14 protein-coding genes are annotated in these 16,325 nt (G+C 48.8%); 9 read left to right on the top strand and 5 right to left on the bottom strand.

Going from position 1 to position 16,325, the window contains the following annotated elements; genetic code table 11:
• Positions 1-9: 9 nt before the first annotated feature.
• The 5 genes from nqrE to ACN0UY_RS04905 all read left to right on the top strand — a co-directional run bounded on the left by nqrE (position 10) and on the right by ACN0UY_RS04905 (position 5,348).
• Entirely contained in the window at positions 10-618 is a 609-nt protein-coding gene (gene nqrE, locus ACN0UY_RS04925) for an NADH:ubiquinone reductase (Na(+)-transporting) subunit E (protein ID WP_128351177.1), read from the top strand.
• A gap of 61 nt (positions 619-679) precedes the next feature.
• A complete protein-coding gene (gene nqrF / locus ACN0UY_RS04920; protein ID WP_128351388.1) occupies positions 680-1,906 on the top strand; it encodes an NADH:ubiquinone reductase (Na(+)-transporting) subunit F in 1,227 nt (408 codons plus the stop codon).
• Positions 1,907-1,911: 5 nt separating this feature from the next.
• A complete protein-coding gene (locus tag ACN0UY_RS04915; protein ID WP_417665609.1) occupies positions 1,912-2,937 on the top strand; it encodes an FAD:protein FMN transferase in 1,026 nt (341 codons plus the stop codon).
• Positions 2,938-2,951: 14 nt separating this feature from the next.
• On the top strand, positions 2,952-3,185 hold the full coding sequence (gene nqrM, locus ACN0UY_RS04910; RefSeq protein ID WP_339878823.1) for a (Na+)-NQR maturation NqrM: 234 nt from the start codon (positions 2,952-2,954) through the stop codon (positions 3,183-3,185).
• A 15-nt stretch (positions 3,186-3,200) separates the two neighbouring features.
• On the top strand, positions 3,201-5,348 hold the full coding sequence (locus ACN0UY_RS04905; RefSeq protein ID WP_417665608.1) for an aminotransferase class V-fold PLP-dependent enzyme: 2,148 nt from the start codon (positions 3,201-3,203) through the stop codon (positions 5,346-5,348).
• Here ACN0UY_RS04905 and ACN0UY_RS04900 read toward each other — a convergent pair.
• From ACN0UY_RS04900 to ACN0UY_RS04885, 4 genes are all read right to left on the bottom strand, one after another.
• The gene (locus ACN0UY_RS04900) at positions 5,301-6,278 is read right to left on the bottom strand and encodes a WD40/YVTN/BNR-like repeat-containing protein (RefSeq protein WP_417665607.1); all 978 of its coding nucleotides are present in this window, start codon (positions 6,276-6,278) and stop codon (positions 5,301-5,303) included. The two genes, ACN0UY_RS04905 and ACN0UY_RS04900, sit on opposite strands and share 48 nt — an antisense overlap.
• A 65-nt stretch (positions 6,279-6,343) precedes the next feature.
• Positions 6,344-8,584 (bottom strand): heavy metal translocating P-type ATPase, encoded by a 2,241-nt coding sequence (locus ACN0UY_RS04895; RefSeq protein WP_417665606.1) that lies wholly within the window; start codon positions 8,582-8,584, stop codon positions 6,344-6,346.
• Between the two features lie 10 nt (positions 8,585-8,594).
• Positions 8,595-8,885 (bottom strand): metal-sensitive transcriptional regulator, encoded by a 291-nt coding sequence (locus ACN0UY_RS04890; protein ID WP_128351172.1) that lies wholly within the window; start codon positions 8,883-8,885, stop codon positions 8,595-8,597.
• Between the two features lie 150 nt (positions 8,886-9,035).
• On the bottom strand, positions 9,036-9,797 hold the full coding sequence (locus ACN0UY_RS04885; protein ID WP_417665605.1) for a YciK family oxidoreductase: 762 nt from the start codon (positions 9,795-9,797) through the stop codon (positions 9,036-9,038).
• 269 nt (positions 9,798-10,066) lie between these two features.
• Between ACN0UY_RS04885 and ACN0UY_RS04880 the strand changes: the two genes are divergently transcribed.
• The 4 genes from ACN0UY_RS04880 (at position 10,067) to ACN0UY_RS04865 (ending at position 14,932) form a co-directional block, all read left to right on the top strand.
• Positions 10,067-12,529, top strand: coding sequence for a VolA/Pla-1 family phospholipase (locus tag ACN0UY_RS04880; RefSeq protein WP_417665604.1), 2,463 nt, complete (start codon positions 10,067-10,069; stop codon positions 12,527-12,529).
• A 60-nt stretch (positions 12,530-12,589) separates the two neighbouring features.
• Positions 12,590-13,588, top strand: a complete 999-nt coding sequence (gene sohB / locus ACN0UY_RS04875) for a protease SohB (protein ID WP_417665603.1) — start codon at positions 12,590-12,592, stop codon at positions 13,586-13,588.
• Positions 13,589-13,650: 62 nt separating this feature from the next.
• Positions 13,651-14,226: a DNA endonuclease SmrA gene (smrA, locus tag ACN0UY_RS04870; protein ID WP_417665602.1), complete on the top strand. Its 576-nt coding sequence runs from the start codon at positions 13,651-13,653 to the stop codon at positions 14,224-14,226.
• Positions 14,227-14,236: 10 nt separating this feature from the next.
• Complete coding sequence (locus ACN0UY_RS04865; RefSeq protein WP_417665601.1) at positions 14,237-14,932, top strand: hypothetical protein; 696 nt, start codon at positions 14,237-14,239, stop codon at positions 14,930-14,932.
• A gap of 85 nt (positions 14,933-15,017) precedes the next feature.
• Here the strand turns inward: ACN0UY_RS04865 and ACN0UY_RS04860 are convergent, their stop codons facing one another.
• A complete protein-coding gene (locus ACN0UY_RS04860; protein ID WP_417665600.1) occupies positions 15,018-16,304 on the bottom strand; it encodes a dicarboxylate/amino acid:cation symporter in 1,287 nt (428 codons plus the stop codon).
• Positions 16,305-16,325 lie beyond the last annotated feature (21 nt).

Raw genomic sequence — 16,325 nt, 5'->3', positions numbered from 1 at the left:
GGGCAGACCATGGAAGCTTATATCAGTTTATTTATTAAGGCGATTTTCGTTGAGAACTTAGCGTTATCGTTTTTCCTTGGTATGTGTACCTTCTTGGCGGTGTCTAAGAAAGTAACTACTGCCTTTGGCTTGGGCGTTGCAGTTATCGTGGTACTGGGTATCTCGGTGCCAGTCAACAACTTGGTTTATCACAACATTCTGGCGCCTGGCGCGTTGGACTGGGCTGGTTTTCCTGATGCCGACCTGAGCTTTCTGCGTTTCTTAACCTTCATTGGCGTTATTGCTGCGTTGGTTCAGATTCTAGAGATGGCATTGGATAAATACGTTCCTGCGTTATATAACGCATTGGGTATTTTCTTGCCGTTGATTACGGTTAACTGCGCAATTTTTGGTGGCGTTTCGTTCATGGTTGAGCGTGACTATACCTTCGGCGAAAGTGTGGTTTACGGTATCGGTAGCGGTATTGGCTGGGCTCTCGCGATTGTTGCTTTAGCAGCAGTGCGCGAAAAACTGAAATATGCAGATGTACCAGACGGCTTACGTGGTTTGGGCATTACATTTATTTCGGTTGGTCTAATTGGTTTGGGCTTTATGTCATTCTCTGGCGTATCCCTTTAAGAAGCACCGGTAACGATAGCAACGGATTAACGAGAGGTACAAGTCGATGCAAGGGCAAGATTTGACATTAATAGCGCTCGGCGTAGGCATGTTTACCTTGATTGTACTGATTTTGGTGGCGGTAATTATGATCGCAAAATCAAAATTGGTCCCTCAGGGTGATGTCGAGATTTTAATTAACGATGATGAAGACAAGAAAATTACCACGCAGCCAGGCACTAAGTTGCTTGGTGCACTAGCAAATGCGGGTATTTTCGTATCATCAGCGTGTGGTGGCGGTGGCTCATGTGGCCAGTGCCGCGTGGTGATCAAAGAAGGTGGCGGTGAAATTCTGCCAACTGAACGTGACCATATTAACCGTAAAGAAGCGCGTGAAGGCTGCCGTTTATCCTGTCAGGTGAACGTGAAGCAAGACATGAAAATCGAACTTCCTGAAGAAGTTTTCGGTATTCGTAAGTGGGATTGTACGGTTAAGTCAAACCACAACGTTGCAACCTTTATTAAAGAATTTGTGGTGCAGTTGCCTGAGGGCGAAGATGTACCATTCCGTGCCGGTGGTTATATTCAAATTGAATGCCCACCTCACCATGTGAAATTCAAAGATTTCGATATTGAAGAGAAATTCCGTGGCGACTGGGAACACTTTGGTTTCTTTAATTTAGAGTCAAAAGTTAACGAAGAAGTGATTCGTGCTTATTCAATGGCGAACTATCCAGACGAAAAAGGCATTATCATGCTGAACGTGCGTATCGCTACGCCGCCTCCGCGTGATATGAGCTTACCACCTGGCCAAATGTCGTCTTATATCTTTAGCCTGAAGCCAGGCGATAAAGTGACAATTTCTGGTCCGTTCGGTGAATTCTTTGCCAAAGAAACCAAAGCAGAAATGGTTTTTGTTGGCGGCGGTGCAGGTATGGCGCCAATGCGTTCACACATTTTCGACCAACTGCGTCGTTTGAATACTGATCGTAAGATGACGTTCTGGTATGGTGCGCGTTCGAAGAAAGAAATGTTCTATGTAGAAGATTTCGATATGTTGGCGCGTGAAAATGATAACTTTGAATGGAACGTTGCATTGTCTGATCCACAACCAGAAGACAATTGGGAAGGCTATACTGGCTTTATCCATAACGTTTTATACGAAAATTATCTGAAAGATCACGAAGCTCCAGAAGATTGTGAGTTCTATATGTGTGGTCCTCCGATGATGAACGCAGCCGTTATCAAACTGTTGAAAGACTTAGGCGTTGAAGATGAAAACATCTTATTGGATGACTTTGGTGGCTAACCTCGGTGGCTAACCTAAACGTTTCACTTATTCTACGCGTGTGGCTAGCCCTATTTGGGCTGGCCTTTTTCGTTTCGTGCACGCATGTACCGCAGCAAATATCTGTTTCTGGCGAAACCATGGGTACCACGTACCATATTCGTTACGTTACGGCGAACCCCAATCATTCACCAGAGCGTGTTAAAGAACGCGTTGATGGTGTGCTGCAGCAAATCAATAGTCAGATGTCGACCTATGACCCGAGCTCCGAGCTGTCGGTGTTTAATAGTCGCCAAACCACTGAACCTGTGGTGGTTTCGCGGGCTTTAGAAACGGTTGTACGTCGGGCATTGGAAATTGGTGCAGAAACCGATGGGTTGCTGGATGTTACGGTTGGACCGCTGGTGAATTTGTGGGGGTTTGGTCCGCTAGGGCGGCCAGAAACTGTGCCGACAGAAGCTGAACTTGAAGCGGTACGCGACCAAGTTGGTTATCAGTACTTATCGGTCGAAAATCACCAATTGACCAAAGCGGTACCGGATTTGTATGTTGATCTGTCAACTATCGCTAAGGGGTATGGTGTCGATCGTGTGGCTCTATTGCTTGAACAAATGGAAATCCAAAACTATTTGGTCGAGATTGGCGGTGAAATGCGCATGAAGGGCAGCAAGCCCGGTGAGCAGCCTTGGCGTATCGCCATCGAGCAGCCAGTATCGCTCGAGCGTGCGGTGCAACGGGTCATAGAGCCAGGTAATAACGCGGTCGCAACATCAGGTGATTATCGCAATTATTTCGAAGAAGATGGTGTGCGTTACTCACATATTATTGACCCGCGCAGTGGTTACCCAATTCAACACAATCTGGTATCTGTTACTGTAATTACGGAAACCTGCATGGATGCCGATGCTTATGCGACGGCCTTAACAGTTATGGGGCCGAAGCAGGCACTGGAATTCGCCAATCGAAAAGGTTTGGCAGTATTGCTGGTTACCCGTGAAAACGAAGAATTTAAAGAGTACACTAGTACTGCATTCAAACGATTTGAGCAGTAGCTCAGGAGGTCCACATGGGCGTTTTTATTGCTGTATTCGTCATCATGTTGGTGGTGGTATTGGCCATGTCGGTGGGCTTTATCGCCCAGCGCAAATCGATTTCGGGTAGCTGTGGTGGTATTTCATCGTTAGGTATGGAAAAAGCATGTGATTGCGATGACCCATGCGATGATAAAAAAGCGCGTATGGCCGAAGAAGCCCGCGCGGCCAAAGAAAAACAGTGGCAGGAAAATCGCATCGACCAATAACAAGGAGTTGATTCAATGGTAACGCCGGTACAAATTCGCCCGAAAGCGGCTGAAATTTATCTTGATTGTAACGCAACCACACCGGTGTTGCCGCAAATCGCTCACGCCGTTGAACATGTCATGGAACATGTCTTCGGTAACCCCTCAAGCAGCCACATTGCTGGCTTACAAGCGCGTTATATTCTTGATAATACCCGTCGCCTTGGGCGTCAGGTTATCGGCGCGCGCGCAGGGCGCCTATTTTTCACCAGTGGCGCCACTGAAGGCATACAAACCGCTGTATTGTCTGCATTAATCGCAGCACGGAATAACTCCAATAGCGGTGCGCGCCGTTGGTTGTTGTATGGCGCGACAGAACACAAAGCGGTACCGCAAGCCCTTGAGCACTGGAACAAGTTACTGCAGCTGAATGCTGAATTAAAAGCCATTCCGGTTGATCAGAATGGTCTGCTTGACCATCAGTTTATTGCTGAGCACGTGGGTGCTGCGCACATGATCTGCACTATGGCGGTCAACAACGAAACGGGCGTTAAGCAAGACCTTGTTGCACTCGAAAAAGTTATCCGTACGCACAATGATTCGGTGCCGTGGATGGTTGACTGTGTGCAGGCATTGGGTAAACAACACCTACAGATTTCTGAAACGACCATTGATTACGCGCCATTTAGTGGACACAAACTTTATGGGCCCAAAGGCATCGGCTTTATTTACGTGCGTGATGCAGCGCCATTCACGCCATTGATTATTGGCGGTGGGCAGGAACAAGGCCAGCGTTCCGGCACCGAGAACTTGCCAGGCATTGCTGCCTTGCATGCGCTGTTTGAACTGTTATTAGATAAGCAGCAACGCGTATTTCAAACTGAAGAAACCCTGGAGTCTTACCGCGCTCAGTTGTTAGCGGCCTTGCGTAGTGTGTTTCCTACCTTACAGTTAAATCATGACTTTAAGCACTCAGTTCCTACCACGCTTAATTTTTCCGTTCGCGGTGTGCCGTCGCGCGACATTATGGACGTGTTTGATGCAGCCAATATTCGAGTTAGCTCTGGCTCTGCATGCAGTTCAGGTGTTACCCAAAGCTTTGTGCTAGATGCGATGGGGTTAGAGAAATGGCGTTCAAGCTCAGCCATTCGCTTGTCATTTGGCCCTGCTACACCAGCGGCCACGATTGATGCTGCCTGTGAACGCATTCGAGACGCGGCCAAAGCTTTGCGTCAGTCGTGTTTGTTGGTTTCTGATGTCAACGAAGATATAGACAGTGATTTAGATGGCGTGGTGCAATTGCGTTTTGATACTCACTGTTGCTATTTGCTGATTGATAAAGCTGCTAAGGAAATGGCGGTTATCGATCCTGTACCCGAATTGGCCGAGCGTATTGAACGTTTAGTGGCCTGTCAAAATTATAAAGTGCGGGCCGTGTTGTCCACACAGCCGCATCAACCTGACAGCCCAGCCGCGATGTTAGCGCAATTATTATGCGCAAGTGGCTGCAGCGCGGCGCGTGACGCAGTGGGTTGGCCCGAGCAGCACGTGGGTGGCTGTGACGCGCCCGCCGAGTGCGAAGTGCCAGTGTTTGGGTGTTTGCCGGTTGGTAAGCGCCGACTTTATAGGGTTGGCACACGGTTACCAGTGTATCTGTTGAGTTCACCATTGGCGGCGGAACATCCGGCTCCGCATGTTGATTTTGCCTTTATCGGTGAGCATCAAGACGCACAGCTGCTTAACTCTTTGGTCCACGATCAAACGTTATTGCTTGCAAGCCGTGATGACTCCTTCCGAGTGGTGCAACGGCTTTGTGAAGTTGCCGATGAATGTGTGGCTTGTCAGCTGGTTGATGTGCCATTAGAGCAACAACAAGAATGGTTAAAGCAACCCGAAACTTTGGTTGTCGACGTGCGCGAACAGCAAGAACATCAAGTTCGCGAGCTGTCGGTGGATGCTGAAGTTATCAATGTACCGCTGACGCGCTTAGTGCAATTTATTTACACCCACCGTGACAAGTTTGCTCAGCGGCCTATCGTTTGTGTATGCCGCTCTGGTCACCGCAGTGCGGTAGCGGCACAAGTGTTAGCCCGCCACGGATTTTGCAAAGTGAGTCACTTAACTGGCGGAACTGCTTTACTCATCGAAGCTGATGCGCGCGACGTACCCTTCCTTGCCAACTAAATAACAGCGATTTTGAATGCAGGCACTGTTCCATATGTTGGCGTCACTCAGTGACTGCCAACGTTGTTCGGATGCGTGAAAATATGCTGCACCAGCCGGGTTGGATACGATCATGTCTCGGTTGGCACGCACGGTTAGACTATAAAGTGCACCTTCCAGTGATGGCTCAGCCAAGGGCGTAAAGGTATCGTCTTTGTATTCCACCAAGCGCGGGCGTGCAGCGGCGTTGCTTAAATCACCACCAGCTAACAAAACGTGGGTTTCACTGAATGGCCAGACACTGGCGATACCTGCTCCTGGACCTGCCGGAAGCGGCGTATCAATGGCTTTGAAACGAATGCCAAAATTACGCTTTATTAGCAACCTGGCGGTATGCCCATTGGCGGTACCAATCGCCCAAACCTTATTGTTATAACGGACGCAGCCGCCGCTAGCAGCCAAACCGCCTTCATCGGGTAGGGGCTGGCTGTCGACCACATTACTGGCAGAAAGCCAGTTGCGGCCGTCCGCACTGCGCACCATTTCCCATCTACTTTCTTTGCTGTCACCGTATACCCACGCTTCGTTGGAGCTGGCTGTTGCAATGCAATTTAGAAATTGATTGCTACCCGCGCGAAAACGCAGTTGCCAGTCACGGCCACCGTTTGAAGTGTAGTAAATCCGGGAGTCGCCATTTTCGCCGATGCTGAGCGCATATGCATGATTGGCATCGAGTGCTTCAATATCACGAAACTGGAGTGTTGCTGACGCGGGTTGTGAAAATTCCCACGTTTCGCCAGCGTCAAGGCTGCGTGCTATGGTGGCGTTAGAACCGCTCAACCACACTACATTCGTGGTTGGCGCACTCACGCCTATCCAGTGCACATCGGTTTTTGTTTCAAGCGCCGCAACGTTTATTGTCGCGGCCATCGCCATGGTTACAGCTAGCATAGAGTTCGTTGCCTTTAGCCCGAGTTGTAGTATGTATCGTGGCGCGTTCAGCGCCGAAACACAAGCTAACTGTCGCGTTTAATCGGCAATCGCTGTAAACGCAGCGCGTTGAGTACCACCGATACAGAACTTAAGGCCATCGCACCACCAGCCAACCAAGGTGCTAAGAGCCCCGCTGCAGCAACAGGGATGCCTAACGTGTTATACGCAAAAGCCCAAAATAAGTTCTGGCGGATATTGCGAACGGTTTTCTCGCTGACGTAAAGTGCGTCAACTAAACTGCGTAAATCGGCTCGCATAAGCGCAATATCCGCAGTTTCGAGCGCAACATCGGTGCCTGTACCCATCGCGATACCGACGTCGGCAGAAGCAAGTGCGGGGGCATCGTTAATGCCATCACCGACCATGGCAACCAATTCGCCTTGCGCTTGTAATTTCTTCACATGCTCCGCTTTGAGTTCCGGCAGTACCTCAGCAAATATATGCTCAATGCCAACCTGTTTGGCTATGGCATTGGCAGTGCGCTCATTGTCCCCGGTTATCATGACAACTTTGAGTCCGCGTTGTTTTAATGCACTAATGGCTTCTTTAGCATGCTCGCGCACGGTGTCGGCAACAGCAACAATGCCGACAGCTTGTTGATTCCAACTGATCAACATCGCAGTTTTGCCCTGTTGCTCAAGTTCTTCTTTGCGTTCTTGCCAGGTATCGCAGGATATATCGTTGTCGTGCATCAGTCGGCTGTTACCCAAACGAATCGTATGTTGATTGTTATCGAGCGTGATTTTTGCGGACACACCGCGCCCTTCATGAGCATGAAAATTGTTAATACTTAGCTGCTTGGTTGCTTCGTCAATGCCGTTAACAATAGCTTGCGCTAACGGGTGCTCCGACTGTTGCTCAAGCGCTTTGATAGCAGCTTTTAAGTCACTTTCGCTAAGTTCTTCAGTGCCTTTGAGATCAAGCTCCAGATCAGTGAGCTTGGGTTTGCCTTCGGTAATGGTTCCGGTTTTATCAAGCACTATGGTGGTCACATTGTGCGTAATTTCGAGCACATCGCTTTGTTTAAATAACACGCCCATTTGCGCGGCGCGTCCGGAACCGGCCATAATCGAGGTTGGGGTGGCTAAACCGAGTGCACAGGGGCAGGCAATGACTAAAACTGCCACCGTTGCCTCAAGCGCGAAGCCGTAATCTCCGGGCTCGAGCCAGAACGCCCAAATCAGAAACGTAACCAAAGCTATGCCCAATACAACGGGCACGAAAATAGCCGATACGCGGTCGGCAAGACGTTGAATAGGTGCTTTGGAATTTTGCGCTTGCTCAACAACTTTGATGATTTGTGCTAGCGCCGAGTCTTTTCCCAATCGCGTTACTTGAGCTTTCAGGAAGCCGTTTTTATTTACTGTGCCACCAGTTAGGCTATCACCTTCCTGTTTATCTACCGGCACGCTTTCGCCTGTCAGCATGGATTCGTCAACTGCACTTTCGCCCGATATCACTTTACTGTCAGCAGGAACCTGCTGGCCAGGCTTAATGTGCACCAAGTCGTCAACTTTAAGTGATGCTACATCAACGTTCTCAGTGGAGCCGTCCGCAAGCTCGCGGACGGCTTGTTTGGGTTGCAGGTTTAGCAGTTGCTTAATGGCTGCAGAGGAACGGCCTTTAGCACGTGCCTCAAACCACTTACCGAGTAATATCAGGGTGATAAGTACCGCGCTGGTTTCAAAGTAAAGGCCTTGATGAGCAATCTCAGCGCCGCCAGTTAGGGCAAGGTACACACTGTAAAAGTAAGCAGCCGAGGTACCCAATGCAACCAACACATCCATATTGGCCGCACCGCCGCGTAAAGCGGTATAGCTACCTCTATAGAATTGCCAACCAATAATAAACTGCACCGGTGTTGCTAGTGCCATTTGCACCCAGGGGTTCATGACCCACTCGGGCACATAAATGCCTTGGGTCCAACTGAAATGGCCAACCATGCTATACAATAAAGGTGCCGATAAAATAGCTGCGGCAATGAATTTAATAAACTGAATGCGCTGTGCCTGTTCACGCTGGTCAGGTTCGTCAGCGCTGTCTTTGCTATGGTCAATCACGCTGGCGTCATAGCCCGCGTCTTTCACTGCTTGAACCAACGCATCAGGTGCCAGGTTCTCACCTTCAACCGCAGCGACCTCATTGGCGAAGTTAACGTTCACAGAGGTGACGCCTGTGACTGTATTCAGTGCTTTTTCAATCGATTTCGCACAACCGGCACAACTCATGCCCGCCAGTTGTAATTGATACTGTTGCGTAGCCATAGAAATCTCCTCAGCGTTTCAATAAACGCTCAATGGTGGTGTCTAATTCATCCAGCACACTGTCATCACCTGCATTGAGTCGATGCTTGACACAACTGTGCATGTGTTGGGTGAGAAGCTTCCGAGAAACGCCAGTCAATGCAGCTTGCACCGAAGCTATTTGATTTAAGATATCGTCGCAGTACGTGTCGGTTTCGACCATCCGTTGCAGCCCTCGAACCTGGCCTTCTATTCGGGCAAGTCGTTGTTTCAAATTCTGTTTTAGCTTATCAGGGTGTGGCGTGACGGTGTGTTTCATCATTAAAACCTCAGTTATATGATGAATAAAGTATAGGGGGCTACCCTATAAAGATCAAGGGCGTTATTCGTTATTCGTTATTGGTTAATCGTTAAAGAGAACAACGAATAACGACAAGCGAAGCGATCGAATAACGACTAACGCCTTTAGATTTTACTGCGCATTTAGTGATTGATTGTTCACGCCGATGCTATCGTCCGCCATCAAATAGACATACAACGGCATTAAATCCGCCGGGGTCTTCAGTTTGTTAGGATCTTCGGCAGGGTAGGCTTTTGAGCGCATGGTGGTGCGGGTTGCGCCAGGATTAATTACATTCACGCGCAAATTGGTGCCTTCGTACTCGTCGGCCATAACTTGTGCTAAACCTTCGGTTGCAAATTTGCTGACTGCGTATGGTCCCCAAAATGCTTTGCCTTGGCGGCCGACACCTGACGATGTAAACACGATGCTTGCATGCGGTGCTTTCTTCAAGGCTGGCATGAGGGCTTGAGTCATCATGAATTGCGCGGTGACGTTTACTTGCATGATGTCGTTCCAGGAGTCGTGATCGATGTGCTCAAACGGTGACAACACCCCCAGCAAGCTTGCATTCTGTAGCAGGCCGTCGAGGTGCCCGAACTGTTCAACAATTGTGGCAGCCATGCCTTGGTAGTGTGATTTTGTTGCGCCCTTCATATCGAGCGGAACAATTGCAGGTTCAGGACCACCTGCGGCAACAATTTCATCGTAAACCGCTTCAAGCTTCTTCACGGTGCGGCCGAGTAGAATTACAGTGGCGCCGCAATGGGCAAAGGTTTTAGCTGCTTCACGACCGATTCCGTCGCCAGCGCCGGTGACTAAAATAGTTTTACCAGCCAGCAAATCGGGTTTTATCGCGTAATCTTTCGGGGCATTCTTTTGGACATTATGCATTGCGTTCATTTTATGCTTACACTCTAGTTAACTGAACGTTTAAATTAATATGTGGATTCGGTAAGTGTACTGGTTTTTGCTATTATTCTCAGCAGGTGCAGATAAATTATTGAGAAATACTTTCAAGTTACGCTCAGACAGTGTATAAAATTTTGTTAATTAAAACGTCTTGTCGTACCAGTTTAAAAAGGCGATGATAGGCGAAACGAACAATAGCATCCTGCAGGTGCTCAATACATAACAACACGAACAAGGATTGGGGAAGCCTCATGAAAAAACTCTTGCTTGTAACAGCGATCGGTAGCGCGCTCAGCTTAGTCGGCTGTGGTAGCGGTGAAGATGCGCCAGAATCGGTGAAAGCCGAATATCAAGTAGCAGCGACACGCGTTGTATTTGATCCGTCAAATGGTCAGGTACCCGTGCCGAGCAATATTCTGTTAAGCGGTACCGTAGACGGTACACTTAATATTCCTGTGGCCGATCCTACCGACGGTGGTAACCCACAGGTTGCAATCAACGGCTTAGACGGTTGGGGTACGCACTCAACGTTAACATTCAGTTTTTCATTGCCAACAGATGAAAACGGTGACCAGGTTAGTGTAAGCGCAGCGTCGCTTGAAGCGCCCGGTTCAATCCGTGTATTTGAAACCATCATGGGCGGCAGTGACGTAAGCGCTGCTTGTGCCGCAGCGCCAAGCCCAGCAGTAACCTGCGCGGTAGCTGCTGAATTGGTTCATGGTCAAGACTTTATCGTGAAAGCTACCGGCCCTGCAGGTGTTGCAGTCGTGCCGTTGAAGCCATTTAAAGCGAAAACGGGTTACTTGGCTGTATTGACCGATAATATTCAAGACTCACTGGGGCGTAGTGTAAAACCGTCACAAACTTACGGTTTAATGAAACGTTCAGTTAGTACTGACCCAGTTTCTCCTGATCCTTCTGCGCAAAGCTTGCAAGGCTTAATTAATAGCCACGAAGCAGCATTGGCTGCACACGGCGTTGATACCGATACCGTAACGTATGCGTCAAGCTTCACTACGCAATCAACGGCTGATGCATTCTATATGGTAAAAACCATGATGGCTGCACAGTTCTCTGCGACTGCGCAAGCGGGTACGCCGTCACCATCATTGGGTGTGGCGCCACTAGGTTATAACGCAGCACAAGCGCTGGTTCAGGCGGGAGCATTACCAAATGACCCATCGAACCCAGCGTATCAGCTGTCAAGTACCGCTCAGGTATACGGTGGCCAGGTTACTTTGCCTTATTTCTCACCGTTACCAACCGCTGAAAGCCCAACCGCGCCTTTAGAAGGTCGTTGGATGGCGAAGTGTGACAGTGGTGTGTCGGTACTTGGTGCGATTCAGGCCGGTGCTATTGATCCGACCAACACGCCGTCAATTGATCCAACATGGTTAAGTGGTGGTGCTGCAACATTTATTCCAGCTTGGGTGCAAGCATGTTTACAAGCGAGTACACCTGAAGCTGTTGCAGCAATGGACTTCCCGGGCGTTGACGAAGAACGTCACGTGACTAAATTCAACCCAGTACCTGCCGTACAAGGCAATGTTACCGTAAATGCCGTGGTTACAGTGCCTGATTTAGCAACTGTAAACGCTGTACGTGGTGGTATGGGTATGGATCCAATCACCATGCCAGCTGACGGTTGGCCAATTGCGATATTCCAGCATGGTATTACTGCATATAAAGAAACCTCACTGTCATTAGCCGGTATGATGGCTTTAAATGGTGTTGCCACTGTGGCAATTGACCATCCGTTACACGGTGACCGAGGCTTTGGTGCTATCAATGCAACCTCAGGTAAAGGCCCAGCAACTGCTTATATGAATTTAGGCAGCTTGTTGACGACACGTGACAACTTGCGTCAGTCGGTATCAGATTTACTTGGTTTGCGCTTAAGCTTAAATGCAACCAATGCTCCAATTGATGCAGACCGTGTTTACTTCGCGGGCCACTCATTGGGTGCGATTGCCGGTACTGCATTTAGCGCAGTAGCTAATACGCCAATGACAGGGCCATTAGAAGCGGCTTCTGCACTGTTCTCAGTTCAGGGTAGCTCGTTCATGGCTCCAGGTGGCAGTATTGCTAACTTCTTGTTGGCGTCAAATAGCTTTGGCCCGGTTATTAAGAGCCAATTGCTTTATGCACAAAGCGCTGATTTTGCAGCTGCTGTTAACGCAACTGCAGAAGCGCAAGGTGTTGCACCAACAGCTCCTGAATTCCAAGGTTTGTTGATTTCAGTTTATGACCAGTTCTGGGCAAGTTTAAGTGGCGCCGAGCAAGCTGCAATTACTTCGGTGTTCGAGCAGTTCGCTTTTGCGGCTCAAACCGTGGTCGACTCAGCTGACCCGATCAACTACGCGTCAAGCTTAGTTGCGACGGAAACGCCTGTGCACTTAATTGAAGTTGTTGGCGATGGCGCTGAGAATTTACCTGACCAGGTTATTCCGAATGCTGTAGCGAACAAGCCACTGGCAGGTACAGAGCCATTGATTAGCGCATTAGGGTTAGAAGCAGTGACTGAAACCTTAGTGACTGTTGACGGTACGCCAGTTTCTGGTGCAGTGCGCTTCACGGCGGGTAGCCATGGTTCAATTGTTGACCCATCGGCATCACCTGCAGCAACGCAAGAAATGCAAACACAAACTGCGGTTTGGTTCAGCACAGATAACACGGTTATCCCTGTTCAAAACCCAGATGTTGTGCAACCATAAACAACAGCGAAGAATGAATAAAAAGGCCGCTTCGTCGGCCTTTTTTTATGGAGAAAAACGATGTGGGATATAGCGCAAGATTTAATGGTTTTCGTACTGAAAGCAGCAGTTATTGTGTTCGCCGTGATGCTCATTGTTGGTGTTATCGCGCAGGCAGCGCAGCGTCAAAAAGGCCGTAAGGGCGAGTTGGTTGTCGACCGTTTATCGGATGACTTACGCGATGGTGTGCACCGCTTGAAGCTTGAGTTGTTGGATAAGAAACACCGTAAGAAGATACAAAAAGAATTAAAACGTAAGCAAAAAGAGCAAAAAGGCGCAAGCGCACGAAAGCGTATATTCGTGATTGATTTCAAAGGTAGCATGGATGCGCACGAAGTGGATTCGTTGCGCCGCGAAGTGAATGCGGTGGTGGCTGTCGCTGAGCCGGGTGAGCAAGTTATGGTGCGCTTAGAGAGCCCCGGCGGGGTAGTGCATGGTTATGGACTTGGGGCGGCTCAATTACAGCGCTTGCGCGATGCAGACTTAGAGCTAATTGTAAGCGTCGACAAAGTTGCGGCCAGTGGTGGGTACATGATGGCTGCAGTTGCGAATCACATACAGGCAGCACCCTTTGCAATTATTGGTTCTATTGGCGTGTTGGCTCAGTTACCGAATTTTCATCGCTGGCTAAAGAAGCATGATGTTGATTTTGAGCAAGTTACAGCCGGCGAATACAAGCGTACGTTAACGATGTTTGGTGAAAACACCGAAGAAGGGCGCCACAAATTTAAGCAAGACCTTGAGAATATACATGAACAATTTAAGGCGCATATTCGTAAGTTTCGTCCAGAGTTGGATTTTGACAAAGTAGCAACTGGCGAATACTGGACTGCACAAGAAGCATTAACTTATGGCTTGGTTGACTCTCTAACAACCAGCGATGCCTGGTTACTAGAGCGTCGTGAAAGCCATGATATGTTTTTAGTGCGTTATGTGGTTAAAAAGAATATCGGCGAACGTGTTGGGCGTAACGTCGCGGCGATACTCTATGCTGTTAAGAACTTTATCAGTAAAAATTAATCCAAGGTATTAATCCTGCATAAAGGACAGATGAAGCCGGCATTACGCAGTAGAGGTGCACCATGAGCGATGATTTTGAATTGTTTCGTAGTGAGATGACCGGTGTAACACCGTTAGCGGGGCAAGACGTTGCGGATATTCGTACCGCTTTCGCCCCCACGCTGGCACAACAAGAACGGCGCAGGGCGGCCGAACAGCAGCTGGAAGAAGATATAAACTTTCTTTCCACTGAGTATGTCGATCTTGTCGAGCCGAGTGAGCTGCTCGCGTTTAAGCGGGATGGCGTTCAGCACGGCGTTTACAAGCGGCTGCGCCTTGGCCAATACCCGCTGGATGCAAGTTTGAATTTACATAACCACAGCCTGCGGCAAGCACGGGTGGCATTGTTTGAGTTTATTCAAGACTGTCACGCAAGTGGTGTGCGTTCGGCGTTGATTATTCATGGCCAAGGCAAACACTCTAAGCCGCACCCAGCATTAATTAAAAGCTACGTGAATAAGTGGTTGCGTGAACTGGAGCCAGTTATGGCCTTTCATAGCGCGCAACGTCACCATGGCGGCAGCGGTGCTTTGTATCTGATGCTGCGTAAGAACGCCGATCAGAAACAGTTGAATCGAGAGCGGCATCAACGTCGTTAATGGAGTGTGTATGGCACGTCTTAAGCTAAGTTTTACTGTAATCAGTGTGGTGTTAGCGTTGGCAAGCACGCCAACTAGTGCTGAACAGACTCTGTCAGAGCGTCTCGGTGATATTTTACAAGAGCGAGCCGATAGCCATCTAAGTGCTGATTTTGCCTATCGTAAATTGGAATTGATTACGCTACTTGGTGAGCTGCGCGCTGAAGATATTCGTCTAACGACTCGGGTGGAGGCACTTGATGAAGGCCTCAATCAAGTTCTACGAGCAGATCAGGTGTTGGTTAAGGGAGAGTGGCTTACGCCTCAGAAAAATAATCTGGTGGTCGACTCCGTGGTTGCTCGTGATGCCCAGTTAACCGTTGCTTACTATGGCAAGGGCCAATCCAATCTGCATGCTCTTTATGAAGCAGCAATGCGTCAGCAAGTGCTGCAGCGTGCATCAAACTCAATTATGTGGCAGATAAAGCAGTCGCGATTAGAAAACGTGGTGCTGAACCTATTTGACCAAGGTCAGCCTATACTCAGTGTACGATTGGCGTTGCTTGAACTTCCCCCTGCGCACGCGGACGATACCGCCGATACTTATATTGCTAAGTTGTTGTGGCCGGTACTTGAGCAGGTGCTGGAGCAAGCGATGGCAGGTAATTCTGATGCGGTGGTCGATTATGGCAGGTTAACACAGTTTGTTTGGCGAGAAATTCGCTAACGAGAAAGTGCGATATTAGCCGTTAGATATTAGAAAAACACAAATGCATCGATCTAATATCCAATAGCTAATATCGTTGTTGCTTTTAAAGGTTTCTTTCTTTCAAATCGGCTTTCGCGTCATTGAACACATCTTCATCCAATGCACCTTCACTTTTCGCGACCACCACCGATACCATTGCGTCACCGGTTACATTGACTGCAGTGCGTGTCATATCAAGCAGGCGATCAACGCCGATGATTAAACCGATGCCTTCAACGGGCAAACCGACCTGACCGAGCACCATCGCCAGCATTATCATGCCAACACCAGGCACACCAGCAGTACCGACCGAAGCTAAGGTTGCGGTGAGTACCACCATCAGATAGTCAGCAATGGATAAATCAACCAGATAAACTTGGGCAATAAATACGGTTGCGACACCTTGCATGATTGCCGTGCCGTCCATGTTGATGGTAGCGCCCAGCGGCACGGTGAATGAACCGACGCTGTTGTGCACACCCAAACGTTTGGTGACGGTTTCAAGAGTAACCGGCATGGTGGCGTTTGAACTGGCCGTACTGAAACCAAAGATTTGAACTTCGCGCATTTTGCGTAGGAAAATCCTCGGGTTCATGCCTGACAAACCTTTCAGAATTATAGGGTAAGTAATGAGTGCATGGGCAATCAATACAAACAGCACGAGCAAGAAGTACTTGCCGAGGCTGAAGATGGTCTCAAACGAGGTTTCGGCGAACAGTTTCGCCATCAGAGCAAACACGCCATATGGCGCGATGTTCATGAGAATAATGACTAACTTCATGATGACTTCGTTAAAGTCATCAAATAGGGTTTTCACTCGGTCGCCCGCTTTACCTACTAATGCCATCGAGATACCAAACAACAGTGCAAACACAATGATCTGCAGCATATTGCCGTTGGCGAACGCATTGAATGGGTTAGTTGGGAATAAATCGATAATTACCTGAGCCAGCGATGGTGCCTGCGTCGGTTCGTAGGTTGCATCTGTGGCGAGCTCAAGGCCTGTGCCAGGTTGCACCAATACAGCCATTGCAATCGCAAAGGTTATGGCAATGGCGGTGGTGATGAGATACAAACCGACTGCTTTACCGCCAAGACGACCAAGTTTACTCGGGTCGCTGAGGGAACAGGTGCCTACTACTAAGGATACAAATACCAATGGCACCACTAACATTTGCAGTGAGGCGATAAATATTTGTCCAACAACGTAGAAAATACCCTTGGTCAAATAGCCTTCGACAATGGTGCTGTCGGGGAATAGTGCTTTGAGTAAAATGCCCAAGACAATACCGGCAACCATTCCGATCACAATCCGGCTCGTGAGGCTGAGCTTCTTTTTATTTTCTGACATACAAATTCCTTTCGATCACAG

It is taken from the genome of Pseudidiomarina sp. (assembly GCF_048268165.1).
Taxonomy (GTDB): Bacteria; Pseudomonadota; Gammaproteobacteria; order Enterobacterales; family Alteromonadaceae; genus Pseudidiomarina.
Note: the sequence above shows the minus strand (reverse complement) of the source record. Positions and strands in the feature narration are given on the sequence as shown.